Genomic DNA, 26,825 nt, shown 5'->3' with positions numbered 1-26,825 from the left:
CGGGCCCCCCCCCCCCCGCGCGGCGCCGCCTCCCCCCCCCCCGGGGGGGGGGCGCCGCCCCCGCCCCCCGGGGGCGCCCCCCCCCCCGCCCGCCCCCCCCCCCCCCGGCGGTTCGCCGCAGGGGCGCGCCCGGCCGCGCGGCTCAGTCCGGGCTGCCGGTCGCGGCCGGACGGAAGCAGGCGGTGACGTCCTTGCCCCGTGGGCAGGGTTGGGTCCGCACCTCGTCGGCGAGGGCGTCGATCAGGAGCATGCCCCGTCCGCCGGTGGCGCCGTCGTCGGGACGGCGCTGCTCGGGGACCCGGGGCGAGGCGTCGTGCACGGTGACGTGCAGGCACTCCTCGTCCCAGGTGAGGATGAGTTGCGCGTCGCTGCGGGCGTGCACGTGGGCGTTGGTCACCAGCTCGGAGACGGCCAGCACCACGGAGTCCGCCGTGTCCGGCGCCGCGCGGTCCCAGCCGAGCGCCGAGAGGTGCCCGCGCGTCCAGTCCCGCGCCGTCTTCACGCTGCTGCCGAGGGGCAGCGACCGCGCCCATCCGACCGCCTTCATCGAGGGATCCCGCGTCATGACTCTCCTTAATGACGACCACATGGAAGGGACCATATGCCCGTTTTGCATCGGAAGAATCAGGTGCGCAGCGCCCGGAGGCGTTCGACCGGCCCCCCGGGGACGCCCTTCCGGAGGCCGCCGGAATCTTCCCGAAAATTGACCGGAGTGAAAGTGGAAGCCCAGGGTAAGCGAGCCACCACAGGGCCACGCATCCCGACGAGGGATCCACGTGAAAGGGGAAAGGTGTGACGATCACCACGATGTCGACCACGGGAACCGAGGCCGGAGCGGGAACGCTGCCGATCATCCCGGACACGTCGGCGGTCGCGCCGAAGGACGCACGGGCCCTGTCGAAGCTCTTCTTCCGGGAACTCGCGGTGCTGGAGGAGGGAACGCACGAGTACCAGTACGCCCGCAACACCCTCATCGAGATGAACATGAGCCTGGTCCGCTACGCCGCGGGCCGGTTCCGGCACCGCGCCGACGAGATGGAGGACATCGTCCAGGTCGGCATGATCGGCCTGATCAAGGCGATCGACCGCTTCGAGCTCTCGCGGGAGGTCGAGTTCACGACCTTCGCCGTGCCCTACATCGTCGGCGAGATCAAGAGGTTCTTCCGGGACACCTCGTGGGCCGTGCACGTCCCCCGCCGGCTGCAGGAGGCCCGGGTGGAGCTGGCCAAGGCGACCGAGGAGCTGAGCACGCGCCTCGGCCGGACGCCGACGGTCAAGGAACTCGCCGAGCTGATGAGCCTCACCGAGGAGGAGGTCATCGAGGCGCGCCTGGCCTCCAACGGCTACAACTCCTCGTCGCTCGACGCCGCCCTCAGCGGCGACGACGAGGAGGGGGACGCCTCCCTGACCGACTTCATCGGCAGCGAGGACCCCGCCATGGAGCTGGTGGAGGACTTCCACTCCCTGGCGCCCCTCATCGCCGACCTCGACGACCGCGACCGGCACATCATCCACCTGAGGTTCGTCGAGGAACTCACCCAGGCCGAGATCGGAGAACGCCTGGGCTGCTCCCAGATGCACGTCTCCCGCCTGCTGGCGCGCACCATGAAGCGCCTGCGGGCCGGCCTGCTGGAGACCGGCTGACGGCCCCCGGGCCCGTCCGACGCGCCGGACGGCGCGTCTCCGGGGCGTCCGCCGGGCGAGAGCCCGCCGCGGGCGCCCTTCGCCGTGTCCCGGAAAACGCGGAGGGGAACCTGACGGGGATTCCCGCATCCGGCGAGCCGCTCCGCGCAGAACCCCTGTCGTCCGACAGCGGAGAGGAAGCGGCCGACGATGCGTCCCCCTCAGCCCGGCGCGGCGCGGCGGGGCGCCGGGCGGGCGGCCGGTTCCCCCCGTCGCAGTAGCCGGGGGAGTACACCGGGCCCTCGCGCGGGTACTCCCTTGCGGACGGCTCCCGCCGACGGGAGCACCGACCCCATTTCCCCGTCGGGAGGGACCCGTTCCATGCGGTGCGACGTGGTCGTCATCGGAGCCGGCGCGGCCGGCCTCTCCCTCGCGTGGCGGCTGCTGGCCCCGCCGCCCGGCGTCACCGCCCCCGCGGTCGTCCTCGTCGACCCGCCCCCCGGACCGCTCCGCCCCCCACCGCGGACCTGGTGCTACTGGGAAGAGGGCCCCGGCGACTACGACCCCTGGCTGACCACCTCGTGGGGCCGGGTCCGGCTGCACACGCCCGACGGGCGTCCGCTCCGCCGGGACCTGGGCGGGCTGCGCTACAAGATGCTGACCTCGGAGTCGTTCACCGCGGGCGTGGAACCGAGGCTGACCGGCCTGCGCCGCCTCCAGGCCGTCGCGGAAACCGTCGCCGACCGCCCCGACGGCGTCACCGTGACCTGCCGCGCGGCGGACGGCACCGAACACCGCGTCCACGCCCGCTGGGCCTTCGACTCCCGGCCCCCTGCGCCCGGGCCGCCGGCCCGCGTCCGGCTCCTCCAGCACTTCCAGGGGTGGTTCGTACGGACCCGGCGGCCGGCCTTCGCGCCGGACGCCGTCGACCTCATGGACTTCCGCACCCCGCAGCCGCGGCACGGCCTCTCCTTCGGGTACGTCCTGCCCCTCTCCCCGCACGAGGCCCTCGTGGAGTACACCGAGTTCGGCGCGGCCCCCATGCCCGACCGGGCGTACCACGACGCCCTGCGCCACTACACGGGCTCCGTCCTGGGACTCGGCGACTTCGAGGTGCGCGCGGTGGAACGCGGACGCATCCCCATGTCGGACGCCCGGCACGCCCCGAGGGCGGGCCGGAGCACCTTCCGCGTCGGCGGCGCCGCCGGAGCCGTACGGCCCTCCACCGGATACGCCTTCGCCGCCATCCAGCGGCAGACGCGCGCCGTCGCCGCCCTCGTGCACCGGGGACGCGAGCCGCTGCCCCCGCCCGCCTACCCCCGGCGGGCCCTCGCCATGGACGCCGTCCTCCTCCGCGGCATCGACACCGGCCGCGTCTCCGGCCCCGACGTCCTCGCGCGGCTCTTCGAGAAGATCCCGGCCGAACGCCTCCTGCGGTTCCTCGACGGCGGTACGAACCCGGCCGAGGAGTTCCGGATCGGCCTGCACACCCCCGTGCTGCCCATGCTCCGCACCACGGCGGAACTGCCCTTCCTCACCCGCCGCACCTGACCCCCGCCCCCTTCGAGAGCGAGCCCCGCCCATGCGCCGCCCCACCCCGCCCCACACCGCCGCCCGCGGCCGGGACCGCAAGGCCGTCGTCGTCCCCGCCCCCGGCGGGCTCTCCCGTCCCCTGCCGGGCCGGCGCCCGCGCTGCGCCGTCGTCGGCGGCGGGATCGCGGGGATCGCGGCGGCCACGATCCTCGCCGAGCGGGGCGTCGAGGTCACCCTCTACGAGCGCGAGCCCACCCTCGGCGGGCGGCTGGCGGGCTGGCAGGACCGGCTGGCCGACGGCTCGGACGTGACCATGAGCCGGGGCTTCCACGCGTTCTTCCGCCAGTACTACAACCTGCGGGGGCTGCTCCGCCGCGTCGACCCCCGCCTGGACCGGCTCACCGGCCTGCCGGACTACCCGCTGCGGCACAGCTCGGGGCTGTACGACAGCTTCGCCCGCGTCCCCCGCACGCCCCCCTGGAGCGCCCTCGGCTTCGTGGCCCGGAGCCCCAGCTTCGGCTGGCGCGACCTGACCCGCATGAACGCCCCGGCGGCGCTGCCCCTGCTCGACGTGCGGATCCCCGACGTCTACCGGCGGTACGACCGGATGAGCGCCCGGGACTTCCTCGACGCCATCCGGTTCCCGCCGGCGGCCCAGCACCTCGCCTTCGAGGTGTTCTCCCGCAGCTTCTTCGCGGACCCCGGCGACCTCTCGGCCGCCGAGCTCGTCCTGATGTTCCACATCTACTTCCTCGGCTCGTCCGAGGGGCTGCTCTTCGACGTGCCGGACGAGCCCTTCCCGCAGGCGCTCTGGGACCCCCTGGCCGCCTACCTCCGGGGCCACGGCGTCCGCATCCTGACGGAGACGGCCGTCACGGAGATCGCCCCGGCCCCCGACGGAGGGCACCTCGTGGACTCGGCGGCCGGCCCCTGGCACGCCGACGCCGTCGTCCTCGCCGCCGACACCGGGGGCCTGCGCGCCGTGGTCGCCGGCTCGCCCGCGCTGTGCGACGGGGACTGGCGCTCCCGGATCGGCGCGCTCCGCACCGCACCGCCCTTCCTGGTCTCCCGCCTCTGGCTCGACCGGCCCGTGCGCGCGGACCGGCCGGGCTTCCTGGGCACCAGCGGCTACGGCCCCCTCGACAACGCCAGTGTCCTCGACCGCTGGGAGGGCGAGGCCGCCCGCTGGGCCGCCCGGACGGGCGGCTCGGTGGTGGAACTCCACGCCTACGCCGTCGACCCCTCCGCCGACCCCGCCCGGCTCTCCCGCGAACTCGTCGCCCAGCTGCACCGCGTGTGGCCCGAGACCCGTGCGGCGCGGATCGTCGACGAGCGGCACCTCCTGCGGGCGGACTGCCCGCTGTTCGAGGTCGGAGGCCACCGGGGCCGGCCCACCGTCGACACCCCGGACCCCACCGTCACCGTGGCGGGCGACCTCGTCCGCACGGAGTACCCCGTCGCCCTGATGGAACGGGCCGCGACCACGGGGTTCCTCGCGGCCAACGCCCACCTCCGGCGCTGGGGGCTGCGCGGGCAGACCCTGTGGACCGTCCCCGCCGCCGGCCGCTCGGCCGCCCTCCGCCTCCTCGCCCGCGCGGGCGAGGGAACGGCGTGGGAGGGCGTCGGCCGCTGAAGCGCCGGACGGGCGGCCCGCACACCACGGAGTCCCCGGCAGGCGTCACCCGCCGGGCGGCCCGCCGTCCCGCGCCGCCCGCGCGAGGCGGGCGGGCAGCGGGGGCGTCACCCAGCGGATCGCCGCCGTGACGAGCCGGCCGCCCGGCCGGGCCAGCGGCAGCAGGAGCCGTACGCGCACCGGCAGGGCCACGGACTCCTGGGCCCACGAGGGCAGCAGGTCGACAGCCGCCGCCGCGAGGAGCGCGTAGGGGAGACGGGCCGGCCACGGCAGGGGAGGATCGGCCAGCAGGTACCGGGCCGTGGCCGCGGACTCGGCGGTGACCGCCAGCTCGCCCCGCCGCCGCAGCAACGCCTCCGCGAGGCCCGCCTCGGTCACGGGCGGGTCCGGGACGCCCAGCCGCCGGGCGACCGACGCCATGTCCGCGACGTAACCGTCCCGGCCGCCGGGCGGGAGCGGAGCCGCCCCGTAGCGCTCGTAAGCCCGCAGGAAGCAGAAGGCCTCCGCCAGGTGCACCCAGGAGAGCAGCGCCGGGTCCGAGGCCCGGTACGCCACCCCCTCCGAGGTCGTCCCCGTCACTTCCGCGTGCACGGCCCGCACCCGCCGCACCGCCCGCTCGGCGTCGGCCGCCGTCCCGAACGTCGTCTCGGCGAGGAAGGTGCTGGTCCGCTGGAGCCGCCCCCAGGGATCGCCCCGGAAGCCGGAGTGCGCCCAGACGGCGGCCATGGCCACCGGGTGGAGCGACTGCAGGAGGAGCGCCGCGAGCCCGCCGACGTACATCGAGGCGTCCCCGTGCACGACCCTCACCGGCCGGTCCGGGGCGAACCAGCGGGGGCCGGGGGTGCCGTGGATCCGCTCGCGCTTCCGGTGCACGGTGGGCCCGGCCACCCGCCGCAGCAGCGCTTCACCGGCCTTCGCGCGCATCCGCTCGATCAGCACCGGGCGCACCGGGAACCACCTCCTCCCCCGCGACTGCCCCTCGGCCGCGCCGCGCACGCGGGGCTCACCCGGGGAACCGGCCCGTGCTGCGCAGCCGCCACCGCCGCTCCGCGTACGCGAGGTCGTCCCGCCACAGCCGGCCCGCCGTGGAGCGCATCGCGGGCCGCAGCAGCGGGGCCACGGCCCGGGCCACCGCGAAACCGGGCCGGTCGGAGGTGGCCACCACGGCCTCCACCACCGCCGTGCGCGGGCGGGCCGCCCCCGCACCCGTCAGCGGGGTGGCGTGGGTCTCCACCACCGAGCCCGTCCCCTCGCCCTCCGCGATCCGCATGGTGACCGTCCGCGGCCCCGGCGCGGTGAAGACCGCCGTGACCGGAACCACCGCGCGCCCGGCGACCTTGAACGACACACGCACCACCAGCGCGTCCTCCTCGTCCGGCACGTCGTCCCCGGGAGCCGCCAGGACCTCCAGGTCCACGAAGGAGTACGGGTGCAGCCAGGCCCCGTGCCACGGGTCGAGACGGTTGGCGACGACGTCCTGGGGTTCGCAGGCGCCGGCCCCGGTGTAGACGGCCGCCACCGCGCTCCCGGCGGGCGGCCTCGGCGGGACCGGCGGCCGCTCCGTGGGCTCCTCGCCGCCCACCCGGTCCAGCCGGACCCAGACCAGCACCCCGTCGTCGTACGCCGGCCAGGGCTCCCAGCCGGCGAAGGGGGAGCCGTCCAGCGGCAGACCGTGCCAGTGGCAGATCAGCCTGCCGCACCGCACCGGCGCGTCCTTCAACGGCGCCCCCAGGTGCGGGCACGCGCCCGGCCCGGCCCGCACCGCGCCCCGCTCGTCGCGCCACAGCACCACCTCGGTGCCCGCCACGGTCCGGCCCGCGGGCCGGTCGGCCCGGACGTCGCCCGAGGCCCCGACCACGTACCAGTTGCCCGACGGCCGGGCGGACGCCCGCTTCAGCGCGGCCGCGATCGCCGCCGGCCGGGCCTGCCGCCACGTGGCCCGCTGACTCTCCCAGGGCACCGCCCCGCGCCGCAGGGTCAGCGGCAGCGAGACGCGGACCCCGCGCCGCCGAGCGGGCCCCTCCGGCCGTTCCCCCACCTGACGTCCCCTCTTCATGTCCTCCTGCCCTCCGTCCTGCCCAGCGCCCCGGCCGCGAGCGCCCCGGTCCGGGACGCGGCGGCCGGGAGCCTCCCGCGCCCGACGCGCGCGGCGAGCACGCCCGCGAGGCCGCCCAGGGCGATCACCGCCCTGCGGCGGTTGCCGACCACGGCCCGCCGCTGCACCACCGCGAAGCCCTCCTCCTCGATCACCCTCAGGATCTCCCGGTACAGCACGAAGGCGGTGCGCACGCACGGGGCCGACACCGGTTCCAGCAGACCGATGCCGGGCTCGGCCTCGCGGTACGCGTCCCGGGTGAGGGCGGCGGCGGCCCGCATCGCCGCCGTGATGCGCGGGTCGCCCCGCCCGGTCGCCCGGCTCCACTCCAGCAGCTCCCGGTCCGCCCCGGAGGCCGCCAGCAGGTCGGCCGGCAGGTAGACCCGCCCGCGGTCCAGGTCCTCTCCCACGTCCCGGAGGAAGTTGGTCAGCTGGAAGGCGACCCCGAGCGCGGCCGCGTACGGCTCCGCCTCCTCCCTCGGCACGACCGTCCCCAGGACCGGAACCATCTGCAGGCCGATGACGGCGGCGGAACCGTGCATGTAGCGCCGCAGGTCGGCGTAGGTCGGGTAGTCCGTCACGAACAGGTCGCTGCGCATGGAGGCGAGGAAGTCGTCGAAGTGGCGCGGACTGATGCCGAGACGCGCGCGGGCGTCCGCGGCCGCCGCCACGGCGGGCTCGGTGACCGGGGCGCCGCGCAGCGCGGCCCGCCACTGCGCCTCCAGGGCGTCCAGGGCGGCCGACCGCTCGGCCGGAGAGGCGCCCGGGGCCTCGTCCACCAGGTCGTCGGCGTGCCGGGCGAACCCGTACAGGGCGTGGACCGCGCTGCGCCGCTCGACCGGCAGGAGACGGGTCGCCAGGAAGTACGACCTGCCGTGCCGGGCGTTGAGCCGCCGGCACTCCGCGTACGCGGACCGGAGCGCGGGGTCGGTCACCCCGGCCGCGTCGAGCTCGCGGGCGGTCACCTCGCGCCCTCCTTCCGGGCGGCGCCCGCCGCCCGGGTCCGCGACGGCCGTCCGGACGCCGCCCCGGTGATCCGCAGGGCGGCGAGCTTGCCGGAGATCAGCACGGGGGGAACACCGACTCCGGGGGTGGTCCCGCAGCCGGCGAGCACGGCGTTCTCGGTGCCGCGGACGAGGTTGCGCGGGCGGAAGGGGCCCGTCTGGGCGAAGGTGTGGGACACCGAGAAGGGCGTGCCCTCGGCGTGTCCCTGGGCCGTCCAGTCCGCGGGCGTCACCAGGCACTCCTCGTCGATCGAGTCCCCGAAGCCCGTCAGACCGCGCCGCTCCAGCTCGGCGACGAGGCCGTCCCGGTAGGCCGGTCCCAGCTCGCCCCAGTGCGCCGCGCCGGGACCGATCCCGGTGTTCGGGCAGGGGGCGAGGACGTAGTGGAGGTGCCGGCCCGGCGGAGCCAGCGTGGGATCGGTGGCCGTGGGGCGGGTGACCAGGAGGGACGGGTCGGTCATCAGCGCTCCGGTGCGGGTGAGTTCGTCGAAGGTGCGGGACCAGGCCGCGCCGAACGAGAGAGTGTGGTGATCGAGGACGGGCCAGGTGCGGTCGGTCCCCGCGTGCAGGATCACCGCGCTGGGGGAGTGCCGCGTCCCGACCGGGCGCCGGGGCCGCCGTCCCAGGAGGCGGTAGGCGGCGGGGAGTTCCGGGGTCAGGACGACGGCGTCGCACGGGATCCGCCCGTGCTCCGTCAGCACCGCGGTGATCCGCCCGCCCGACCGCTCGAGCCCGCTCACGCCCTCCCCGAAGCGGAGGACCGCCCCGGCCCGCCGGGCCGCGTCGGCCATCGCCGACGGCACGGCGTGCATCCCGCCCCGGGGGAAGTACACCCCCGCGACCGTGTCCATGTAGGCGATCACCGCGTACGCGGCCAGCGCGCGCGACGGCGGGACGCCGGCGTACAGCGCCTGGAAGGAGAAGACGCGGCGCAGCCTCTCGTCCGAGAGGAAGCGGCCCACGGCGCGGTCGAGCCGGCCGAGGCCGCCGAGGGCGGCGAGACGGGCCAGGTCCGGATGGAGCAGCTGCGCGGGGGAGTCGAAGTTGGCGTCGATGAAGCGGCGCCTCTGCACCGCGTAGAGCCTGCCCAGCCACTCCCGCATCCTGAGGTAGCCCCGGGCCTCCCGGGCGCCGGCGAACCGCTCCACCTCGGCCGCCATGGCGTCGGCGTCCGTGTGCACGTCGACGCGGCTCCCGTCCCAGAACAGCGCGCGGTACGCCGGATGGAGGGGGATCAGCTCGACTCGGTCGCGCAGGGACTCGCCCACGGCGGCGAACGCCTCGTCGAGGATGTCGGGCATCGTGAACACGGTGGGCCCCGTGTCGATCCGGTAGCCGCCCAGCTCCCTCCGGCCCGCCCGGCCGCCGGGGCCGGCGTCCCGCTCGACCAGCGTCACCTCCCGCCCGGCGCCCAGCAGGTGCAGGGCCGCCGACAGGCCCGCGAAACCGGCCCCGACCACCACCACGTGATCGGTCCTGCCCGGAACCGTCCTCACCGCACACCCCCCGCCACGGCCGGGACGCCCGGGCGCACCGGCTCCCCGCCGGTCCCCGCCCTGTCGGTGGCCGGCGGGGCCGCGACGCCGGCGGCGTCGAGCAGCAGGTCCACCACGCGCTCGGCCGGCCCGGGGGCGAGCCCCGCCGAGCGGACCGTCCGCGCGGCCCGCGCGGACAGCCCCTCCAGGCGGGCCGTGACGTAGGCCCGGGCGCCCCGGTGGGCGAGCAGGGCGGTGACGCGCCGGAGGTCCTCGTCCGTGGCGTCCGGGGAGCCGACCACGTCGTCGAGGAGGCGGACCCCCTCGGTGTCCCCCTGCCTCACGCACAGCGCGCGGCCCACGGCCAGGAGACAGGTCGCCTTGCCGTCCCGGAGGTCCTCGCCGGCCGGTTTCCCCGTTCTCGCCGGGTCACCGAACACCCCCTCCAGGTCGTCCCGGAGCTGGAAGGCGACGCCCGCGCACGACCCGGCGCGGCGCAGGGCCCCGAGGGTCCGCTCGCTCGCACCCGCAAGCCGCGCCCCCAGGACCAGGGGGTGGACCGCGGAGTACCGCGCCGTCTTCAGGACGGCCGTCCGCAGGGCCCGCCCGGGGGAGCGGACCCCGGTGGCCTGGGCGTGGAGGTCCAGGTACTGCCCGGCGACCATCCCGGTCCGCATGGCCCGCCACTCGGCCGCGAGCCCGTCCGCGTACGGACTCCTCGGCAGGACCTCCGCGAACGCGTCGTCCGCCCACGCCAGCGCCAGGTCGCCGGCGAGGACCGCGGCGGCCCCGCCGAAGGACAGGAGCGGAAGACGACGGCCCGCCGTCCCGTACTGCTCGTCGAGCGCCGCGTGCAGGGCGGGAGCGGCCCGGCGGAGCGGCGAGCCGTCCATCACGTCGTCGTGGACGAGGGCGCAGGTCTGGATCAGTTCGACGGCGGCCGCGGCCCGCAGGGCGGCGCCGGTCTCCGCCGCGCCCCCTCCGCACGCCCGCAGGGACCACCACAGCAGCTGGGAACGCCTGCGCCGGCCCCCCGCCAGGGTGAAGGCCGCCACGCGTGCGGCGATGTCCGAGGCGAAGGTCCCCTCCAGGGCGCGGGCCTCGTCGAGGCGGCGGGCGAGCAGGTCGTCGAGCACGAGGTCCAGTGCCGCCGGGACGTCCCGGTCGACGGTCTGCGGATCGAGAGTGCGCATGTGGGTTCCCTTGCTGCGGGGCTCGGGCGATGCGGTGCTTCCTTGGTTTCTGTTTCACGGCCGCGCCCGGATGCACCGGTTCTCCGGATATCCGGGGCGCCGTTCGCCCGGACGGCGCAGGGCGGCGGCGTCCCCGCGACGGCGCCCTGCCGGACGGGGCAGTCTGGTGCGGGGGCCTCCCGCGAAAGGATGTGCACGGACATGCTGCGCGACAGCGAACTCGCCACGGCCTTCGACCACGCCGCGCGGACCTACGACCGGATGACCTCCGCGAATCCCGGCTACCACGCGCAGCTCCTCCGCTCGGCCCGCCGCCTCGGCCTTCCCCGGGGCGGCGCCGGCCTGTCCCTGCTCGACCTGGGCTGCGGCACCGGCACGTCGACGGCGGCCCTGCTGCGCGCCTGGCCGCGGGCCTCCGTCACCGGCGTCGACGCCTCCGCCGGAATGCTCGCGCGCGCCCTGGAGAAGACCTGGCCGGAGCGGGTGACCTTCGTCCGCGCCCCGGTCGAGGAGATGGCCGCCGTCGAGGCCAAGGGCCCCTACGACGCGGTCTTCGCCGCGTACCTCCTGCGCAACGTGGCGGATCCGGACGCCGTGCTCGGCGGGATCCGCCGACTGCTCGGACCGGGGGGCCGCCTCTGCGTCCACGAGTACGCCCTGAGCGGCAGGACGGCGCACCGGCTCCTGTGGACGGCGGTCATGAACGGCTTCGTCCGGCCCTGGGCGCGGCTGCACGGGGACGCGAGCCTGTACGAGCACCTGCACCGCAGCGTCCTGGCCTTCGACACGGCGGACGCGTTCGCCGACAGGCTGCGCGGCGCCGGGTTCGCCCGCGTGCGCCGCCTGCCCCAGCCGGGCTGGCAGACGGGGATCGCGCACACCTTCGTGGCGGTGCGCGCCTGAGCGCCTCCGCGCGGGCGCCGCCTTGCCCGGGGGGCGGGCACTCACCCCTCGGCCCCCTCGCCGAGGGTGTGATCGGGATGGCCCGCGGTGCGCCGCCGCTCCTTGAAGCGGGCTTCGAGGCGGTGCTCACGACCGTCGGCCAGGGCGGCGACCGCCGCGCGCTCCAGTTCCCGGAACGGCTCGTAGTAGGTGCTGTTGTAGGCGTCCACGATCTGGAAGGTCCAGTGGTCCGGGATGACGTTGCGCCCCAGGATCTCGGTCTCCACCCGGTCCGCCCAGGCGTCGTGCCCGGCCGCCCGCAGGAGCCCGACCGCCCGGTCGAGCTCGAAGTCCGAGGTGCCGGTCAGCTGGTGGAAGCCGTACAGGTGGCCCCGGGCGCGTTCCGCCGTCTCCAGGGCCTTGGACAGCGAACCGAGGGCCTCCACCGTGGCGTCGTCCGGGGAGGAGGGGCGGCCGGAGTCGTACCGCTCGTCGTCGTGCGTGCTCATGTCGGGCCCCTGCCCCGTCCGGGCCCCCGGGTGCGCCCCTCCGCCGGCACGCCACCCGGATGGCGCAGCCCGCGCGGCTGCCGTTCACCCATAGGTGACCGTCACCCGCTCGAAGCCCAGCCCGCCCAGGAGCCCCTTCAGCATGGCGGTCGTGTTCCGCTCGGCCCGTGCCGTCAGACCGGACTCGCGGGCCGCTTCGCCGATCCGCCGGACGGCGAGGACGTTGACGGCCTGCTCGCCGGAGGGGTTGTCCGAGAAGAGGTCGCCCAGCCGGTCGAGCAGACCGCGCTGCTTGGACACGGCGTACGAGCGCTCCGGGTCGAGCGCCGGGGCGGCCAGCCGGGCGTGCGGCAGGCGCAGCGTGGCCTCGGTGCGGTCGGCGTCGACGGTCACGGCGTCGTCCCCGAGGGCGCCCAGGTCGACGTAGGCGCCGACGCTGCCGGTCGCCACGTACAGGGTGCGGGTGCCGCGGATGGCGTCCGGCAGGAACCGCGCGTCGTGCTCCAGGTCGACCACCACCTGGTAGGACCCGGAGGCGCCCTCGTACCGGCTCAGGTCCTGGACGGACTTCAGGACGGCGGGACCGGAACGGTCCTTCACCTCCGTTCCGAAGAAGCCCGGGACGGCGAGTCCGAGGAACCAGCCGATCAGCATGAGGGTGACGGCGAGCACGAGCAGCGCGCCGGTGACGAGGCGCCACTTCCTTCCGGAGCGCTTCCGCGTCCGGAGGGGCGGCGAGGGTCTGTTCTCGGTGTCTTCTCCCATGGACGCCGGGTGCCCGCCTCCGCTCCTCCCATGCCCAACCCCTCGGTGAGTGAGGCCTGTTGGTGCTCCCGGGGCGAATGATCCGGGTGGGGCGGCCCCCGCGGAGCGCGCGGCATACGGCGCCTCGGCGCGGGTACGCGGAGCCCGTTCGCGACCGACCGCCCCAGGGGAGGAAGAGGCACATGATCGGTGGGAGACCGAAGTGGAGACGGGCCGCGGCGGCCGAGGACGGAGCGGCGGCGGCGCCCGCCGGGCCCCGGGAACGGCGGAGCGGCGCGGAGCCGGACGGGAAGGGAACGGACAGGGCGGAGCAGGGCCTCCGGGGCCCCGAGGGAGGGCCGGAGGAGGGACCCGGGGCGGCGGCGCCGGCCCGGCGCGGGCCGGGACGGTTCGTGCGGGCACTGGTCGCCCTCGCGGCCCTCGCGGGCATGGTGGCGTTCGCCGTGGTCCTGGCCCGGCTCACCCTGGAGGCCTCGCCGGAGTCCGCGCCCCTCACCCACAGCAACCTGACACCGGGCCGCTCGATCGAGGCCTACCTCGGCCGGCCCGGCTTCGTGGAGACCGTCAAGCAGCTCGGGGGGAACATCGCCCTGGGCGTCCCCTTCGGCATCCTGCTGCCGCTGCTGTCCCGCAGGGCCCGCGGCTTCCTCCGCGTCGCGCTCCTCACCGCGGCCACCATGCTGCTCGTGGAACTCGTGCAGGGCGCGCTCGTCACGGGCCGCGCCTTCGACGTCGACGACGTCCTCCTCAACACGACGGGCGCGCTCCTCGGCTACGTGCTCGTCGGCCGGCGGCTGGGCCGTGCCGTCCATCCGCGCACCCGCCCCCGCTGGTGGCAGCGCCGGCGCCCCGCCGGACCGTCCTTCTGACGTCCGGCGCCACGCCGCGTAGGACCGCCCGGCGGGGGTACCCGCCGGAGCATGGCCGAACGGAGCATGCACGAAAACCGGGCGCCGGAGCACCGGCCCCCCTCCACCGACGGGTCCGGCGCCAGGAGCGCCGGACCCGATCCCGCCGTCGAGGCGCGCGCCCCCGACTCGCCGACCGACCTCTCCGGGGCCTCCTGGCGCGAGGTCCTCAAGGGGTCGGTGCGCGAGTTCACGCGGGACGAGCTCATGGACCGGGCGGCGGCCCTGACCTACTACGGCGTCCTGGCGCTCTTCCCCGGACTCCTCGCCCTCGTCTCGCTGCTCGGCGTCAGCGGGCGGCGGACGACCGACAGGGTGACGGAGAGCCTGCGCGACCTGGCGCCGGGACCCACCCGCGACGTGCTGGAACAGGCGCTGGCCGCCCTGCGGGACAACGCCGCCACGGGCGCCACGATGGCCGTGGTCGGCCTCCTGGTGGCCCTGTGGTCGTCCTCCGGCTACGTCGGCGCCTTCATGCGCGCCGCCAACCGCGTCCACGACGTCCCCGAGGGCCGCCCCGTGTGGAAACTGCTGCCGATCCGGCTCGGCATGACGGCGGCGCTGATGGTCATGGCCGCCGCGAGCGCCCTGCTGCTCGTGCTCAGCGGGGACGTGGCGCGCCGCGCCGGCGAGGTGCTGGGCGTCGGGGACACCGCCCTGACGGTCTGGTCGGTGGCCAAGTGGCCCGTCCTCCTGCTGCTCGCCGTGGTGATGATCGCCCTGCTGTACTGGGGGAGCCCCAACGCGAAGGGCCGCGGGTGGCGCTGGGTCACCCCCGGCAGCGTCCTCGCCCTGCTGATCTGGGCGGCGGCCTCGGCGGGCTTCGCCGTGTACGTCGCCGAGTTCGCCTCGTACAACCGGGTCTACGGCACCATGGCCGGCGTCGTCGTCTTCCTCGTGTGGCTGTGGATCAGCAACCTGGCCGTGCTCCTGGGACTGGAGTTCGACGCCGAGCTGCTGCGCCGCCGTGCGGTGGTGGGAGGCATGCCGCCGGACCGGGAACCGTACGTCGAACCGCGCGACACGCGCGCGTGGAGCGAGGAGGACCGGCGCAGCGCCGGCCTCCCGGAAGAGGAAGGGGAAGGGAAAGGGGCGGAGGGGGAGCGGCACCACGGCGGCTGAGGGGCTCCGCGGACGGACGGTCGCACGGAGGGCCGGCCGACCGCCGTGCCGCCGCGGAGAAGGCGCGCACAGACTCGTGCACATTCATTCGAAAAGAGGGGTTTGAGGCGGCCGGATCGGTGCAGACGGAGTTCACCAACCACTTTGGCGACCAATCGGAGGCACATCATGGGCATCATCGCGTGGATCCTCATCGGCCTGCTGGCCGGCCTGATCGCGAAGGCCCTCATGCCGGGCAAGGACCCGGGCGGCATCATCATCACGATGCTCATCGGCATCGCCGGTGGCCTGCTCGGCGGCTGGCTGGGCAAGGTGATCTTCGGCGTCGACTCCATCGACGGCTTCTTCGACCTCTCCACCTGGATCGCGGCCATCGTCGGCTCGATGATCCTCCTGGGTCTCTACCGTCTCATCTCGGGCGGCCGACACCGTCACGCCTGACCCCCGGCCGCGGCGCGGCACCACGCGGAAGGCTCCTTCTCACCCCTCACGGGGGAGAGCGGGAGCCTTCCGCGTGGAAGCCGTCCCCCGGCCGCGCACGGGGACGGGACGGGCCGCCGGGCACGACCCCGCAGGCGGGGCCACGCGGCCGTCACGCCCGAGGGCACCGCGACCCGCCCGCCCGTCGTTCCCCGAACTGCTGCATCATGGCCAGTGCCGCTGCCGTGGCGGGTGCTCCGCCCGCGGGACCGGCGGGACGATCACGGACGATGGAGGGCACATGAGCGACACGGAGAAGGCCGTTCTGGCCGGGGGCTGCTTCTGGGGGATGCAGGACCTCATCCGCAGGCAGCCGGGTGTCGTGGGCACCCGGGTGGGATACACGGGAGGCGACACGCCCCACGCCACCTACCGTGACCACGGCGACCACGCCGAGGCCATCGAGGTCCTCTACGACCCCTCGGTCACGGACTACCGGAACCTGCTGGAGTTCTTCTTCCAGATCCACGACCCCAGCACCGTCGACCGCCAGGGCAACGACATCGGGCGCAGCTACCGCTCCGCCGTCTACTACACGGACGAGGACCAGAGGCGCGTGGCGCTCGACACGATCGCCGACGTCGACGCCAGCGGTCTGTGGCCGGGCCCGGTCGTGACCGAGGTCGAGCCCCTGGGGGACTTCTGGGAGGCGGAGCCCGAGCACCAGGACTACCTCCAGCGCTACCCCGACGGCTACACCTGCCACTTCCCGCGCCCCGGCTGGAAGCTCCCCCGCCGCGACCGGGCCGCCGGCACGCCGACCGCCTGAGCCCCGTCCCGCTCGGCCGGTCACGACCGGCCGAGCGGGACGGGGTCGTGCGAGCTGACCAGGCGCACCGCCCCCTCGCCGGCGAGCTCCGCCAGCAGCCGCTGCGTACGGAACCTGGCGGTCTCGTCGTGCTGCGCGGCGGCGGCGAACGCCTCGACGGCGGGCGGCGCGGTGCGGGTGAGCTGGGCCCGGTGGTGGACCGCGTCACCGACGTGCAGGAGCTCCCGGCCCCGCGGGGCGTCCTCGACGAGTACGCCGGCGTGCCCGGGCGAGTGCCCGGCCAGCGCGACCAGACGGAGGGACGCCGGCAGGCCGTCGAGGGTCCAGGACTCCTGCCCCCGCCACCGGTCCGCGGGGACGGGCGCGGGAGCCCACCTCACGCCGTGCGCCCACTGGGCGGGCACGACGCCCCCGTCGCCCGCCTCCACGGCGGACCGGCACGCGGCCGTGGCGTGGACGCGGGCCGCCGGGAAGTCGGCGAGGCCGCCGACGTGGTCGCGGTGGTGGTGGGTCAGGACCACGTCCGAGACGTCCCGTGGATCCAGCCCCAGCGCGACGACACGGGCGATCAGCGTCTCGGCGGGATCGAGGACCGCGCCGACCTGCGCCACCCAGTCCTCCCCCAGCCGGGGCCCGGGGGACTCGACGTCCCTGAGCCCGATCCCGGTGTCGACGGCGACGAGCCGGTCCTCCAGCTCGATCAGGAGGCAGCGGCAGACGAAGCGGGGGGATCCGAAGACGGCTTCCCCGCCCGGCACGTCCAGGGTTCCGCAGTTGAGTTCGTGGATGCGCATGCGCCGGACGGTAGGAGTTCGTGCCGACACGAAGTCAAGGATCATGGACGCATGCGCACCCGACCCCTGCGAATCGGCGAGGCGGCTGAACGCCTCGGAGTCTCCACCCACCTCCTGCGGCACTGGGAGGCCGAGGGGGTGGTCACGCCGCCGCGCACCGCGAGCGGCGCCCGGCGCTACGGTCCGGAGCTGCTGGACGCGCTGTCGATCGCGGTCAAGTGCCAGCGGGCCGGCATGTCCCTCGGCGCGATCGCCCGGCTCCTGAACGGGAACCCGCAAGGACGCAGACACCTCATCGCCGAGCAGCGCGACGCGATCGACCGGCAGCGGGCCCGGCTCGAACGGACCGCCGCCTTCCTCGACCACGTGCTGGAGTGCTCCCACCCCGTGGTCCGCGAGTGCCCGGCCTGCCACGACTTCGCGGCCGCACCGTCCTGACCCGCACCGTCCTGACCGGCCCCGGCCGGGACGCCCTCCGGATCTCCGGCCGACGCCCGCTCGTCAGGTGCCGGACACCCGCACGACGTCCGGCCCTGGGACCTTCGCCCGCGGGGCCGTGCGTCGAACGGCTTCGGGGGAGGGGACGGAACGATGAGGGTCTGGACGGGTCCGGCGGCACGAGCGGGCCTCACCTCGGTGCTGGGCGGCGCGATCGTGCTGGGCGCGGCGGGGTGCTCGCCCGAGCTGCGCCCCTTGGCGGCGGTGTACGTGGACGAGCGGGGCACCGCGCAGGCGCTGCTGAGATCGTGCGACGAGGACGGCTGGGTACGGGGCCCCGGGCTGCGCGGCACCGCACCGGAGGCGTCCGGGGCGGCGGAGTCCGGGACGGAGCCGGAAGGGCCCGGGAAGTCCGCGGAGCCCGAGGGGGAGGGGCCCTGGATCGGCTGGGACGCCGGAGGGTGGCACCGGGCGGCGGACTTCCCGCTGTTCGCCCCGCCCCCGGAGTGGGAGGTCGAGACCAGGGGCCCCGCGACCCTGCAGCCGGGCTACTCGTACGAACTCTCCTTCGCCGACCCCGACGACTCCTACGCCTACAGCGCCTCGGTGACGTTCGACGCCCGGCAACTCGCGGAGGTGCCGGCCGGGGAGGTCCTGACCCCCCAGGGCGCCATGACGAGGGAGGCGTTCGAGGAACTCGCGCGCGAAGCCTGCTGACCACGCCCGCGTGCTCCGGCCCGTGCCCCGGCAACCGCGGACGCGGGCCGCGCGGAGCACGGTCGGGGCGAGGGCGCGGCCGGAGGGGCGGCGGCCGTCCCCTAGCGGGGCGCGGGCGGTCGGACGCCGTGGCGCAGCAGTCCCGTCCACAGGCGGGCCCGGCCGCCGCGGTCGAGGGCTTCGTGGGCGGCGAGCAGGCCGCCGGTGAGCGCTCCGAGGAAGCCGCCGGCCAGGCAGTCCTGGCCCGACAGGTACAGGCCCGGCACGTCGGTGCGCGGGCGCAGCCAGTCCGCGAGGCCGGGGCGGTGGCCGTCGCCGAAGGCGGCGACGTCCTTGGCGAGGCCGTAGAGGCTCCCGCCGGGCCAGCCGGCGAAGTGCTCGGCCGTCAGCGGGGTGCCGAGTTCGTGGTGGGCGACCCGCCCACGGGTGCGGGGCAGTTCGCGGTGCAGCCGTTCGAGGAGTTCGGCGGCGATCCGCTCCTTCAGCGCGAGGTAGGCCGGATCCCGGTGGCGCGGGCGGGAGCCGAGGAAGGGCTCGAACAGCTCGGGACGGACGTAGGCGAGGACCTCGCCGGTCGACCGGCCCGGGTACCGCCCGGCCCAGGTCGGGTCCTTGGCGGAGGAGAAGGAGACGAAGAGGCCGCTGGTGAGACCGCCGGCGCCGTCGAAGAAGGCGTCGCAGTCGCCGTCGGTGACCATCAGGTTGTGCCGGGGCAGCCCCAGTTCCTCCGGCGTGCCGTCCAGGCCGAGGAAGAGCAGGACGAACGGGAAGCCGCGCCGCATCCCCTCCAGCCGGTCCGCCTTCGGCGCGGACCGGCCGGGCAGGAGGGTGCGGTAGGTGTGGTGGGCGCCCGCCGCGCTGACCACCACCGGCGCGCGCACCGGGGTGCCGTCCGCCAGCACCACCCCCGTCGCCCGCTCCCCCTCCCGCTCGATCCGGGCGACCGGCGCCCGGACGAAGACCTCCCCGCCCGAGGCCCGGATCGGGTCGACCATCGCGCGGGCGATGGCGGCGCTGCCGCCCACCGGGTACCAGGCACCCGTCCGGAAGTGCTCGAACAGCACCGCGAGGAGGAAGAACGGCAGCCGGGACGTGGAGTCGGCCAGCAGCAGGGCGCTCTGCGTGAGCACCGCCTGCCGCAGCCGCTCGTCACGGACCAGGCCCTCCACCACCTCCCGGGCCGGCCGCAGCGCCTCGGGCGGAACGGCCGCCGATCGCAGCACCCGGGCCAGCCGGCGTACCACCGGACCCGACAGACGGCCCAGCGCGAGCGCGGGCAGCACCGCCCTGCACCGCCCGATCAGCCGGAACAGGGCCTCGATCCCGGCCCGCTCGGCCGGGAAACGCGCGACCAGACCGTCCCGGTGGGCGGCGAAGCCGACCGGCGCCCGGTACTCCTCGCCCGCCAGCCGGTACTCGTCGAACGGGTCCCCCACCGGCGCCCACCGCAGCGCACCCCCGGTGAGATAGTCCGACAGCACCCGGACCGGCTCGCCCCGCCCGAGCTGTCCGACGTAATGGATGCCGACGTCCCACTCCCAGCCGCGCCGCCGGTAGGCGTGGGTGTAGCCCCCCGCCGTGTAGTGCTGCTCGAACACCGCCACCCGCCGCCCCTGCCGGGCCAGGCAGACCGCGGTCGTCAGCCCGCCCGCCCCCGACCCGACCACCACCGCGTCGTACGCCTCCGCGACCCCGCCCGCGGTCAGCGGCCGCCCCACCAGCACGCCCCGGCTCACCTCGACCACCCCCACCGGGAACCCTCGACGACGGGGACGGACCCCGGGGGTACGACGGCCGGGACGTGACGCGTGCGCACGGATACCGCTCCAGGAGGCAGGAGGAGGAAGGAAAGGACACCCGGCAAACGCCCCGCCGGGACCGAGGTTCCGCCCGCCCTCCCGACGGCACCCGGAAGGGTTGCCCCGGCGGGAGCGGCGCCCCCCGCCGGGTGGGGCGGGCCCTCTCGGCCGAGCCGGTTCCCGACGGTCGGGGAGGGGTCAGGGAGGGGCGGGGGAGGAGCGGCGGAGCCGGTCGAGGCGCTGGATGACGGGGGCGGCGGTGGCGCCGTGGAGGAAGACGGACAGGAAGACGGTGAAGGAGACCACGGCCCACAGCTGGTCGGCGTACGCGGCGAAGTGCCCGCTGTGGCCGAGGGCGTAGGCCAGGTAGAACAGCGACCCGATGCCCCGGATCCCGTACACGGCGGTGACCAGGCGCTCCCGGGGGCCGGTGCCGCCGCCGAGCAGGCCCGCCCATCCGGCGGCCGGCCGGACGACGAGGACGAGGAGGACCCCGACCAGCGCGCCCCGCCAGGTGAGGGAGGGCAGACCCCGGGTGACCAGGTAGCCGCCGAGGAGGAAGAGGAGGAAGACGGTCAGCAAGCGCTCGATCTGCTCGGTGAATCCGTGCAGCACCTTGTGGTAGCCGTGATCGCGTTCGGCGGCGCGGATCGTGCAGGCGGTGACGAACACGGCCAGGAAGCCGTACCCCCGCGCCAGCTCGGCCGCCCCGTACGCGACGAACGTGGCGCCGATGGCGACGAAGCCCTCCATGTGCTCGGACAGCCGCAGGGCCCGGGGCCGGGCCCGGAAGAACATCCACCCCAGGGCCCGGCCCGTGACGACGCCGACCGCGACCCCGACGGAGATCCGGACCAGCACGTCGACGAGGAACCAGTCCGCGGCCCAGCCCGCCGTCCCCGCCGGTGCCGCGGCGGCGGCCAGTGCCGCCAGCACGAACGGGAAGGCGAGGCCGTCGTTGAGCCCGGCCTCGGCGGTGAGGGAGAAGCGGACCTCGTCCTCGTCGTCCGGGTCGTCGGTGGGTTCGCCCACCCGCACCTCCGCGGCCAGCACCGGGTCCGTCGGCGACAGGACGGCGGCCAGCAGCAGCGCCGAGACGAACGGCCACCCCAGGAGCAGGGCGCCGGCGGCCGTCGTCGCGGCGATGGTCAGCGGCATGCCGATGCCCAGCAGCCGCCACGCCCCCGCCCAGCCGCGCAGGCCCACGGGCCGGTTCAGCGCGAGCCCGGCGCCCATCAGCGACACGATGACGCACAGTTCGGTGGCGTGCTCGACCCACGGCCCGGACCGCACAGGATCCACCGTCGGCACGGCGGACAGCCCCGCGAGCATGCCCGCGGCCAGGAACAGCATCGGCATCGACAACGGCCGGCGGAAGACCACCCGGGGCACCACGGCCGCCCCCAGAGCACCGATCCCCGCCGCCAGGTACACCGCATCAGACAACGTCACCCCGCACATCCTGTCCCATTCCACCCGATTCATTGCTCTGTGGGGGAAGGAGGCGGGGTGCGGGTCGGCCTCAGTCCGGCCTCTATCCGCTCTCGGCCCGGCCTCAGTCCGGTCGCGGGCCGGTCGCCGACGGGGCGAAGGGGCCGTCCAGGGCCGCCCACTGCAGGAGCAGGACGGTCTTGCCGTCGGCGATGCGCCCGTCGCGGGTCATGGCGAGGGCCTCGGCGAAGGGCAGCTCCAGGACCTCGATGTCCTCGCCCTCCTCCTCGACCCCGCCGCCGGTTCCGGTCCGGTCGGCTGGGGTGTAGGGGGCGGCGAAGAAGTGGAGGCGTTCGGTGACGGACCCGGGGCTCATGTAGGCGTCGAGGACGGGGGTGAGGGGGCCGAGGGCGACGCCGAGCTCCTCGGCGGCCTCGCGGCGGACGGCGGCGGCCGGATCGTCCGCGTCGAGCAGCCCGGCGGCCGCCTCGACGAGCATCCCGTCGGGGTGGCCGTTGACGTAGGCCGGGTAACGGAACTGACGGGTGAGCAGGACGCGTCCGCGCTCGGTGTCGTAGGGAAGGACGACGGCGCCGTTGCCGCGGTCGTAGGTCTCGCGCTCCTGCGTCTCCCAGCGGCCGTCGCGGCGGCGGTAGTCGAAGGTGGTGCGGCGCAGGACGTGCCAGCCCCGGGAGGTGAGCTCGACGTCGCGGACCACGACGTCCGGGTTGCGGTCGAGATCGCGGCCCGCCCGGTCGAGGCCGGTCCGGCCGCGGTGGTCCGGGACGTCGACGCCCGGGCGGGACTTCACGCGTCCCCCTTCCGGGCGGGGGACGGGATCTCTGCGACGTCGTGGTAGACGGGCAGGCCGCGGCGGCGCGCGGTGGCGACGTCCTGGTCCGCCCCGGTGGACTCGCCGGGCAGGCGCAGCACGGCGTCGCAGCGGGCCAGCAGGCGTTCGGCGGTCGGGTACAGGACCCGGTCGGCGAGGGGGTCGGTGGGCCCCGCGCCGGCCGAACGCAGGACGGGCAGGGCGATCCACTCGCCGATGACGGGGAGGTGGCCGGCGGCGAAGACGGGCCACGCGGCCTCTTCGAGGCGTGCGAGGTTGGCGGCCATGGCCTGGGGGTCGCCGTCGGTGCCGGAACGGTACGGTCCGGCGATGAGGACGAGCAGGGGCTTGTCGGTCATGGGCGCTACGATACATGCAGAAACGTGCAAGAACAGGAGAGAGTGCGGATGCTGGCCGCTGAACGACGTGATCACCTGATGGACCTGCTCGCGCGGCAGGGCAAGATCGTCGCCAAGGACGTCGCCGCCGACCTGGGGATCTCCGAGGACACCGTGCGGCGCGACCTGCGCGACCTGGCGGGCGAGGGACGGTGCCAACGGGTCTACGGCGGGGCGCTCCCCGTCTCGCCGGCCGTGGTGGACTACGGCGCCCGGCGGGCCGTGGCCCCGGACGGCAAACGGAAGGTCGCCGCGACGGCCGCCGGCCTCGTGCGGCCCGGGGGCGCGGTGATCCTCGACGGCGGCACCACCGCCCTGGCCGTCGCCCGCGCGCTTCCGCGGGACCTGGACTGCACCGTGATCACCCACAGTCCGCCGGTCGCCACCGCGCTGCTCGACCATCCTCGCGCCGAGGTCCTCATGCTCGGCGGCCGGCTCTTCAAGCACTCGGCGGTCACCTGCGGGGCGGCCGCGGTCGAGGCCGCGCGGGACGTCTCCGCCGACCTCTTCCTCCTCGGGGTCACCGGAGTGCACCCCGAGGAGGGACTCACCACCGGCGACGCCGAGGAGGCCGCGATGAAACGCGCCCTCGCGGCACGCGCCGCGGACACCTACGTCCTCGCGTCCTCCGAGAAGATCGGCACCGCTTCCCGGTTCCGCGTCCTGCCCTGGGAGGAGATCAGCGGGCTGATCACCGACGAGGCCCCGCACCACCCGGTGATCGAGCGGCTCACGGCACGCGGGGTCGACGTCCTGACGGCCGGCTGACGGCGGCGGTGACGGCGATGGCGATGGCGGTGGCGTGGGCGTAGCGGTGCGAGCGACGGCGGTGGGGCGGGGGTGGTGCCGGGCGCACGGGCGAACGCCGGCACGGCCCCGGTCCTCGCACCGGATCCGGACGGCGGGACCGGCGTAGATCTTGGTGAGGAGGCCGCCGCCGTCCGCGTAGCACTTGAGACGGACCCCGTGCCCCCACCGAGACGGACATTGCCCCAGAAGAGGAACCTCCTTCCCCGGAAGCCGTCTTGACCCCCGCGCCGGCTTGATCGTCGAGCCGGCGGAAGGAGGGTCTGATGACAGGTCGGGTGAGCGAGCGGGCGGTGAGGGCGTCCGCGCCGGAGTACCAGGGGGCGCTGGGATCCCTGTCGGTGAACGCCTCCCTCCCGGACGTCCTGGAGGAGGGGCTGCGGGCGGCCCGGGCGGCGGAGCGGGTCGGAGACCCGCACGAGACGGCGCGCTGCCGGCTGGCCGTCGCGGAGGCGTGCCGCAGGCTCGGGCGGACCGACGAGGCCGACCGGGCGTGGAAGGCGAGCTACCGGGCGGCGCGCTCGGCCGGCCACGAAGGGGCGATGGCCTGGGCCCTGTGGAGCGGCGGCACGCTGGCCCGGCAGCGCGGCGCGTTCAGGCTGGCGTACCGGCTGCTGAAACTGGCCTCGGAGGCCGGCGAGCGGGGCGGGGACGTCGTCGTCCGGGGCTATTCGCTGGCGGGCCTCGCCGAGACCGGACGCATCCAGGGCGACTACGAGAGCGTGGCGCGCCTGCACGAGCAGCTGCTGACCGAGGCGCGCCGCCGGGGCGAGGCGCGGCACACCGTGTGGGCGCTGGAGGGCATCGCGCAGATGTACCGCAACACCGGCCGCCTGGACGAGGCCCTCGCCCTCTTCGAGGAGGCCGCGGAGACGGCGGAGCGCGCCGAGGACCGGCGCGGCTGGGCGTGGGCCCTGCGCGGCATCGCCGACGTGGTCTCCGCGCGCGACGGCGACGTCGAGCGAGCCCTGACGCTGCTGTCGCGGGCGGAGGAGGCCTGCCGCGAGATACGGCTCCGCGGCGCGCTCGCCTACAACCACAAGATGCGCGGCAACGTCCTCTACCGGGCGGGCCGCTACGGGCAGGCCCGCGAGCTGTACGCACGGGCCCTCGACGAGTTCCGGGCGATGGACGAGGCGCGGGGGACCGCCCTGTCGCGGCTGGGGCTGGTCAAGGCCGACGCCCGGCTGGGACGGGACGCCGCGCACACCGCGGCCGAACTGACCGCGCTCCGTGCGGACCTGGAGCGGATCGGACTGCTCCACGCCCGGGACGTCGTGGACGCGGCCGCCGCCGAGCTGGGCGTCGGCCGGCTGCCGGAACCCGCCGGAACCGGCCCGGAGACGGCGCGGCCGGCGCTGCCGGACAGCGGAGCGGAGGCACTGCGGGCGGCCGACCCGGAGGGGCTGCGGACGGGCGACCCGGAGGGGCTGCGGTGAGCGCCCTTCCCACGCCCGTGTCCGCCTCCTGGGGCTGCCCGCCCGTCGGTACGGCGGAGGTGAGCGGCGCGTCGGGTGCGGCGGACGACACGGGCGCCCCCTCGGAGCGCGCCCCCTCGGCGACCGACGTCCTGCGGCGCTGCCGGGAACTGGTCCGCCCCGCGCTGGTGGGCGCGGTCGGCCGCCTGCACCCCTGGACCGGGGAGATGGCGGCGTACGCCCTGGGCTGGGCCGACACCGCCGGGACCCCGGACCCCGGAGGATCCGAGGGCAAGGGGGTGCGGCAGGCGCTCGCCGTGCTCGGGGCGGAAGCCGTGGGGGCGGACGCCGCCGACGCCGTCCCGGGGGCGGTGGCCGTCGAACTCGTCCACACCTTCTCCCTGCTCCACGACGACATCATGGACGCGGACGCGCTGCGCCGGCGGCGCCCGGCCCTCTGGAAGGCGTACGGGACGGGCCCGGCCGTGCTGGCGGGCGACGCGCTCCTCGCCCGGGCGGTGACCGGCCTGGCCGAGGCCCGGGGGGACCGCACGGCGGCGGCGGTGCACCGCCTCTGCGCCGCCCTGAACGACCTCGTGGCGGGCCAGGCGGAGGACCTGCGGTTCGAGCACCGGCCCTGGTGCGGGCCCGGCGCGGTCGGACCGGAGCAGTACCGGTCGATGGCGGAGGGCAAGACGGGCGCCCTGCTGGGGTGCGCGCTCGCGCTCGGCGCCGTCCTCGGCGGCGCCCCGGAGCCGACGGCGACCGCGCTCGACCGCGCCGGCCGCCATCTCGGTCTCGCCTTCCAGGCGGTGGACGACGTCCTCGGCATCCGGGGCGACCCGGCGACGACCGGCAAACCCGTCCGAGCCGACCTCCGCCGGGGCAAGAAGACCCATCCGGTCCTCGCCGCGCTGGCCGGCGGAGGCCGGGCCGCGCGCGAACTCGGGGCACTGCTCGCCTCCTCCCGGCGGACCGACGACGCGACCGCCGAGCGCATCGCCGCACTCGTCGAGGAGGCCGGGGGACTGGCCGCGACCCGCGAGGAGGCGCGCCGCCACCTGGACGCCGCCCGCGCCGTCCTGCGTACGACCCCGCTGACGCCTGCGGCCGTGCGGGAACTGGACGCCCTCTTCACCGGCTTGGCGGACCGCGTCCGGTGAGCCCTGCCCGCCACCGCCACCGCCCTCGCTCGTGGTCCGGCGGCCGCGTCCCCTGCTAGGGGAGGATCGAGTCGACGTACCCGCCGTCGACGCGCAAGGCGCCGCCGGTGGTGGCGGAGGCGTGGTCGGAGGCCAGGTAGACGACCATCGCGGCGATCTCCTCGGGTTCGATGAGCCGCTGCAGCAGCGACTGGGGGCGGTGTTCGCGCATGAAGACCCGCTGGGCCTCGTCCCAGGGCAGGGAGGGGTCGACCAGCTCGTACACGAAGTCCTCGACCCCGCCCGTGTGCGTGGGCCCCGCGACGACCGAGTTGACAGTGACGCCGGTGCCCGCCGCCTGTTTGGCGAAGCCGCGCGTGACCGCCAGGAGGGCGGTCTTGGACATGCCGTAGTGGATCATCTCGGCGGGAATCACCACGGCCGAATCGCTCGCGATGTTCTGCACCCGCCCCCAGCCGCGTTCGGTCATGCCGGGGAGGTACCGGCGGATCAGCCGCACGGCGGCCAGCACGTTCACCTCGAAGTAGCGCCGCCATTCGTCGTCGCTGATCGTCAGCGGATCCGCTTCCCCGAAGACGCCGAGGTTGTTCACGAGGACGTCCACCCGGGGCAGCGCGTCGGCGGCGCGGCGCGCGCCCTCCTCGGTCGCCACGTCGGCGACCACGGGGACCAGTTCCGCGTCGGCCACCTGGGCGCGGATCCCCGCGATGGCCCGCTCCACCCGTTCCTCGCTGCGCCCGTTGACCCCCACGCGGGCGCCGGCGCGCGCCAGACCGGTGGCGATCGCGGCACCGATCCCCTGGGTGGAGCCGGTGACCAGAGCGGTCCGTCCTGACAGGTCGATGAGCATGCGGAGGCCTTTCCCGTGGATCAGGGTCACTGCCTCGTTTCGCCTACCCGGTCCGGGACCGACGGCATCAGGAGACACCCGTCTCGCCCAAAGGGCCCTGCCGCGGCCGGCACGGAGGGGCGGGGCCGAAGACGTGGGGCGTGCGGAGGTGTGTACGGGAGAAGCGGGGGTAGGCGGGGCAGCGGAG

General features: G+C 75.8%; 27 protein-coding genes. 13 read left to right on the top strand and 14 right to left on the bottom strand.

All coding sequences use genetic code 11. The features are described from left to right. Positions 1 to 142: 142 nt before the first annotated feature. A complete protein-coding gene (locus ACFW6A_RS30805) occupies positions 143 to 565 on the bottom strand; it encodes an ATP-binding protein (RefSeq protein WP_351854720.1) in 423 nt (140 codons plus the stop codon). A gap of 227 nt (positions 566 to 792) precedes the next feature. Between ACFW6A_RS30805 and ACFW6A_RS30800 the strand changes: the two genes are divergently transcribed. The 3 genes from ACFW6A_RS30800 (at position 793) to ACFW6A_RS30790 (ending at position 4,789) form a co-directional block, all read left to right on the top strand. After that, entirely contained in the window at positions 793 to 1,644 is an 852-nt protein-coding gene (locus tag ACFW6A_RS30800) for an RNA polymerase sigma factor SigF (protein WP_351854722.1), read from the top strand. Between the two features lie 360 nt (positions 1,645 to 2,004). Beyond that, complete coding sequence (locus tag ACFW6A_RS30795) at positions 2,005 to 3,174, top strand: lycopene cyclase family protein (RefSeq protein ID WP_386644481.1); 1,170 nt, start codon at positions 2,005 to 2,007, stop codon at positions 3,172 to 3,174. Positions 3,175 to 3,205: 31 nt separating this feature from the next. Next, positions 3,206 to 4,789 carry an FAD-dependent oxidoreductase gene (locus tag ACFW6A_RS30790; protein WP_386483483.1) on the top strand — a complete coding sequence of 528 codons (1,584 nt, stop codon included), beginning with the start codon at positions 3,206 to 3,208 and terminating at the stop codon, positions 4,787 to 4,789. 45 nt (positions 4,790 to 4,834) lie between these two features. Here the strand turns inward: ACFW6A_RS30790 and ACFW6A_RS30785 are convergent, their stop codons facing one another. The 5 genes from ACFW6A_RS30785 to ACFW6A_RS30765 all read right to left on the bottom strand — a co-directional run bounded on the left by ACFW6A_RS30785 (position 4,835) and on the right by ACFW6A_RS30765 (position 10,556). After that, positions 4,835 to 5,713, bottom strand: coding sequence for an oxygenase MpaB family protein (locus tag ACFW6A_RS30785; protein WP_351854733.1), 879 nt, complete (start codon positions 5,711 to 5,713; stop codon positions 4,835 to 4,837). A gap of 79 nt (positions 5,714 to 5,792) precedes the next feature. Then, entirely contained in the window at positions 5,793 to 6,845 is a 1,053-nt protein-coding gene (locus ACFW6A_RS30780; protein ID WP_386644478.1) for a DUF5914 domain-containing protein, read from the bottom strand. Continuing rightward, entirely contained in the window at positions 6,842 to 7,849 is a 1,008-nt protein-coding gene (locus tag ACFW6A_RS30775) for a phytoene/squalene synthase family protein (RefSeq protein WP_386644475.1), read from the bottom strand. The genes ACFW6A_RS30780 and ACFW6A_RS30775 overlap by 4 nt, the downstream gene beginning before the upstream one ends. After that, positions 7,846 to 9,384: a phytoene desaturase family protein gene (gene crtI / locus ACFW6A_RS30770; RefSeq protein WP_351857052.1), complete on the bottom strand. Its 1,539-nt coding sequence runs from the start codon at positions 9,382 to 9,384 to the stop codon at positions 7,846 to 7,848. The genes ACFW6A_RS30775 and crtI overlap by 4 nt, the downstream gene beginning before the upstream one ends. Further along, positions 9,381 to 10,556 carry a polyprenyl synthetase family protein gene (locus ACFW6A_RS30765; RefSeq protein WP_386483476.1) on the bottom strand — a complete coding sequence of 392 codons (1,176 nt, stop codon included), beginning with the start codon at positions 10,554 to 10,556 and terminating at the stop codon, positions 9,381 to 9,383. The genes crtI and ACFW6A_RS30765 overlap by 4 nt, the downstream gene beginning before the upstream one ends. Before the next feature lie 201 nt (positions 10,557 to 10,757). On the opposite strand from ACFW6A_RS30765, the gene ACFW6A_RS30760 reads away from it, so the two are divergent. Next, positions 10,758 to 11,459 (top strand): methyltransferase domain-containing protein, encoded by a 702-nt coding sequence (locus ACFW6A_RS30760; protein ID WP_386644471.1) that lies wholly within the window; start codon positions 10,758 to 10,760, stop codon positions 11,457 to 11,459. A gap of 41 nt (positions 11,460 to 11,500) precedes the next feature. Here ACFW6A_RS30760 and ACFW6A_RS30755 read toward each other — a convergent pair whose 3' ends face one another. Both ACFW6A_RS30755 and ACFW6A_RS30750 read right to left on the bottom strand, forming a co-directional pair. After that, positions 11,501 to 11,947, bottom strand: coding sequence for a hypothetical protein (locus ACFW6A_RS30755; RefSeq protein WP_351857046.1), 447 nt, complete (start codon positions 11,945 to 11,947; stop codon positions 11,501 to 11,503). A gap of 84 nt (positions 11,948 to 12,031) precedes the next feature. Then, positions 12,032 to 12,601, bottom strand: a complete 570-nt coding sequence (locus ACFW6A_RS30750; protein WP_351857059.1) for a DUF4230 domain-containing protein — start codon at positions 12,599 to 12,601, stop codon at positions 12,032 to 12,034. A gap of 503 nt (positions 12,602 to 13,104) precedes the next feature. On the opposite strand from ACFW6A_RS30750, the gene ACFW6A_RS30745 reads away from it, so the two are divergent. The 4 genes from ACFW6A_RS30745 (at position 13,105) to msrA (ending at position 15,991) form a co-directional block, all read left to right on the top strand. Beyond that, positions 13,105 to 13,581 (top strand): VanZ family protein, encoded by a 477-nt coding sequence (locus ACFW6A_RS30745; protein WP_386483473.1) that lies wholly within the window; start codon positions 13,105 to 13,107, stop codon positions 13,579 to 13,581. 66 nt (positions 13,582 to 13,647) lie between these two features. Beyond that, the gene (locus ACFW6A_RS30740) at positions 13,648 to 14,742 is read left to right on the top strand and encodes a YihY/virulence factor BrkB family protein (protein WP_386644468.1); all 1,095 of its coding nucleotides are present in this window, start codon (positions 13,648 to 13,650) and stop codon (positions 14,740 to 14,742) included. 168 nt (positions 14,743 to 14,910) lie between these two features. Beyond that, positions 14,911 to 15,183 (top strand): GlsB/YeaQ/YmgE family stress response membrane protein, encoded by a 273-nt coding sequence (locus ACFW6A_RS30735; protein WP_351857042.1) that lies wholly within the window; start codon positions 14,911 to 14,913, stop codon positions 15,181 to 15,183. 280 nt (positions 15,184 to 15,463) lie between these two features. Beyond that, entirely contained in the window at positions 15,464 to 15,991 is a 528-nt protein-coding gene (gene msrA, locus ACFW6A_RS30730) for a peptide-methionine (S)-S-oxide reductase MsrA (protein WP_351857040.1), read from the top strand. 20 nt (positions 15,992 to 16,011) lie between these two features. Here the strand turns inward: msrA and ACFW6A_RS30725 are convergent, their stop codons facing one another. Beyond that, positions 16,012 to 16,785 carry an MBL fold metallo-hydrolase gene (locus tag ACFW6A_RS30725; RefSeq protein ID WP_386485730.1) on the bottom strand — a complete coding sequence of 258 codons (774 nt, stop codon included), beginning with the start codon at positions 16,783 to 16,785 and terminating at the stop codon, positions 16,012 to 16,014. A gap of 51 nt (positions 16,786 to 16,836) precedes the next feature. On the opposite strand from ACFW6A_RS30725, the gene ACFW6A_RS30720 reads away from it, so the two are divergent. Both ACFW6A_RS30720 and ACFW6A_RS30715 read left to right on the top strand, forming a co-directional pair. Next, on the top strand, positions 16,837 to 17,223 hold the full coding sequence (locus ACFW6A_RS30720) for a MerR family transcriptional regulator (RefSeq protein ID WP_351850745.1): 387 nt from the start codon (positions 16,837 to 16,839) through the stop codon (positions 17,221 to 17,223). A gap of 153 nt (positions 17,224 to 17,376) precedes the next feature. Next, entirely contained in the window at positions 17,377 to 17,940 is a 564-nt protein-coding gene (locus ACFW6A_RS30715) for a hypothetical protein (RefSeq protein ID WP_386644465.1), read from the top strand. A 101-nt stretch (positions 17,941 to 18,041) separates the two neighbouring features. Here ACFW6A_RS30715 and ACFW6A_RS30710 read toward each other — a convergent pair whose 3' ends face one another. From ACFW6A_RS30710 to ACFW6A_RS30695, 4 genes are all read right to left on the bottom strand, one after another. Further along, positions 18,042 to 19,691, bottom strand: a complete 1,650-nt coding sequence (locus ACFW6A_RS30710) for a phytoene desaturase family protein (RefSeq protein ID WP_386644462.1) — start codon at positions 19,689 to 19,691, stop codon at positions 18,042 to 18,044. A gap of 246 nt (positions 19,692 to 19,937) precedes the next feature. Beyond that, positions 19,938 to 21,191, bottom strand: a complete 1,254-nt coding sequence (locus ACFW6A_RS30705) for a cation:proton antiporter (RefSeq protein WP_386644459.1) — start codon at positions 21,189 to 21,191, stop codon at positions 19,938 to 19,940. Between the two features lie 103 nt (positions 21,192 to 21,294). After that, positions 21,295 to 21,981: an NUDIX domain-containing protein gene (locus tag ACFW6A_RS30700; protein ID WP_351850750.1), complete on the bottom strand. Its 687-nt coding sequence runs from the start codon at positions 21,979 to 21,981 to the stop codon at positions 21,295 to 21,297. After that, positions 21,978 to 22,361 carry a DUF4406 domain-containing protein gene (locus ACFW6A_RS30695; protein WP_386487021.1) on the bottom strand — a complete coding sequence of 128 codons (384 nt, stop codon included), beginning with the start codon at positions 22,359 to 22,361 and terminating at the stop codon, positions 21,978 to 21,980. The genes ACFW6A_RS30700 and ACFW6A_RS30695 overlap by 4 nt, the downstream gene beginning before the upstream one ends. Positions 22,362 to 22,409: 48 nt before the next feature. Here ACFW6A_RS30695 and ACFW6A_RS30690 point away from each other — a divergent pair, with 48 nt between their 5' ends. The 3 genes from ACFW6A_RS30690 (at position 22,410) to ACFW6A_RS30680 (ending at position 25,788) form a co-directional block, all read left to right on the top strand. Further along, a complete protein-coding gene (locus ACFW6A_RS30690) occupies positions 22,410 to 23,168 on the top strand; it encodes a DeoR/GlpR family DNA-binding transcription regulator (protein WP_386644455.1) in 759 nt (252 codons plus the stop codon). Positions 23,169 to 23,473: 305 nt separating this feature from the next. Further along, positions 23,474 to 24,646: a tetratricopeptide repeat protein gene (locus ACFW6A_RS30685; RefSeq protein WP_386644452.1), complete on the top strand. Its 1,173-nt coding sequence runs from the start codon at positions 23,474 to 23,476 to the stop codon at positions 24,644 to 24,646. Between the two features lie 59 nt (positions 24,647 to 24,705). Continuing rightward, entirely contained in the window at positions 24,706 to 25,788 is a 1,083-nt protein-coding gene (locus ACFW6A_RS30680) for a polyprenyl synthetase family protein (RefSeq protein WP_386644509.1), read from the top strand. 55 nt (positions 25,789 to 25,843) lie between these two features. Here ACFW6A_RS30680 and ACFW6A_RS30675 read toward each other — a convergent pair whose 3' ends face one another. Further along, positions 25,844 to 26,638, bottom strand: coding sequence for an SDR family NAD(P)-dependent oxidoreductase (locus ACFW6A_RS30675; protein WP_386644448.1), 795 nt, complete (start codon positions 26,636 to 26,638; stop codon positions 25,844 to 25,846). Positions 26,639 to 26,825 lie beyond the last annotated feature (187 nt).

Source organism: Streptomyces sp. NPDC058758 (assembly GCF_042746075.1).
Classification (GTDB): domain Bacteria; phylum Actinomycetota; class Actinomycetes; order Streptomycetales; family Streptomycetaceae; genus Streptomyces.
This window is presented reverse-complemented; position numbering and strand designations above follow the sequence as displayed.

Coding starts and splice junctions, on each gene's coding strand:
- ACFW6A_RS30805 (WP_351854720.1), bottom strand. CDS start 565: ATGACGCGGGATCCCTCGATGAAGGCGGTCGGATGGGCGCGGTCGCTG.
- ACFW6A_RS30795 (WP_386644481.1), top strand. CDS start 2,005: ATGCGGTGCGACGTGGTCGTCATCGGAGCCGGCGCGGCCGGCCTCTCC.
- ACFW6A_RS30790 (WP_386483483.1), top strand. CDS start 3,206: ATGCGCCGCCCCACCCCGCCCCACACCGCCGCCCGCGGCCGGGACCGC.
- ACFW6A_RS30785 (WP_351854733.1), bottom strand. CDS start 5,713: ATGCGCGCGAAGGCCGGTGAAGCGCTGCTGCGGCGGGTGGCCGGGCCC.
- ACFW6A_RS30780 (WP_386644478.1), bottom strand. CDS start 6,845: ATGAAGAGGGGACGTCAGGTGGGGGAACGGCCGGAGGGGCCCGCTCGG.
- ACFW6A_RS30765 (WP_386483476.1), bottom strand. CDS start 10,556: ATGCGCACTCTCGATCCGCAGACCGTCGACCGGGACGTCCCGGCGGCA.
- ACFW6A_RS30760 (WP_386644471.1), top strand. CDS start 10,758: ATGCTGCGCGACAGCGAACTCGCCACGGCCTTCGACCACGCCGCGCGG.
- ACFW6A_RS30755 (WP_351857046.1), bottom strand. CDS start 11,947: ATGAGCACGCACGACGACGAGCGGTACGACTCCGGCCGCCCCTCCTCC.
- ACFW6A_RS30750 (WP_351857059.1), bottom strand. CDS start 12,601: ATGCTGATCGGCTGGTTCCTCGGACTCGCCGTCCCGGGCTTCTTCGGA.
- ACFW6A_RS30740 (WP_386644468.1), top strand. CDS start 13,648: ATGCACGAAAACCGGGCGCCGGAGCACCGGCCCCCCTCCACCGACGGG.
- ACFW6A_RS30735 (WP_351857042.1), top strand. CDS start 14,911: ATGGGCATCATCGCGTGGATCCTCATCGGCCTGCTGGCCGGCCTGATC.
- msrA (WP_351857040.1), top strand. CDS start 15,464: ATGAGCGACACGGAGAAGGCCGTTCTGGCCGGGGGCTGCTTCTGGGGG.
- ACFW6A_RS30725 (WP_386485730.1), bottom strand. CDS start 16,785: ATGCGCATCCACGAACTCAACTGCGGAACCCTGGACGTGCCGGGCGGG.
- ACFW6A_RS30720 (WP_351850745.1), top strand. CDS start 16,837: ATGCGCACCCGACCCCTGCGAATCGGCGAGGCGGCTGAACGCCTCGGA.
- ACFW6A_RS30715 (WP_386644465.1), top strand. CDS start 17,377: ATGAGGGTCTGGACGGGTCCGGCGGCACGAGCGGGCCTCACCTCGGTG.
- ACFW6A_RS30695 (WP_386487021.1), bottom strand. CDS start 22,361: ATGACCGACAAGCCCCTGCTCGTCCTCATCGCCGGACCGTACCGTTCC.
- ACFW6A_RS30690 (WP_386644455.1), top strand. CDS start 22,410: ATGCTGGCCGCTGAACGACGTGATCACCTGATGGACCTGCTCGCGCGG.
- ACFW6A_RS30685 (WP_386644452.1), top strand. CDS start 23,474: ATGACAGGTCGGGTGAGCGAGCGGGCGGTGAGGGCGTCCGCGCCGGAG.
- ACFW6A_RS30675 (WP_386644448.1), bottom strand. CDS start 26,638: ATGCTCATCGACCTGTCAGGACGGACCGCTCTGGTCACCGGCTCCACC.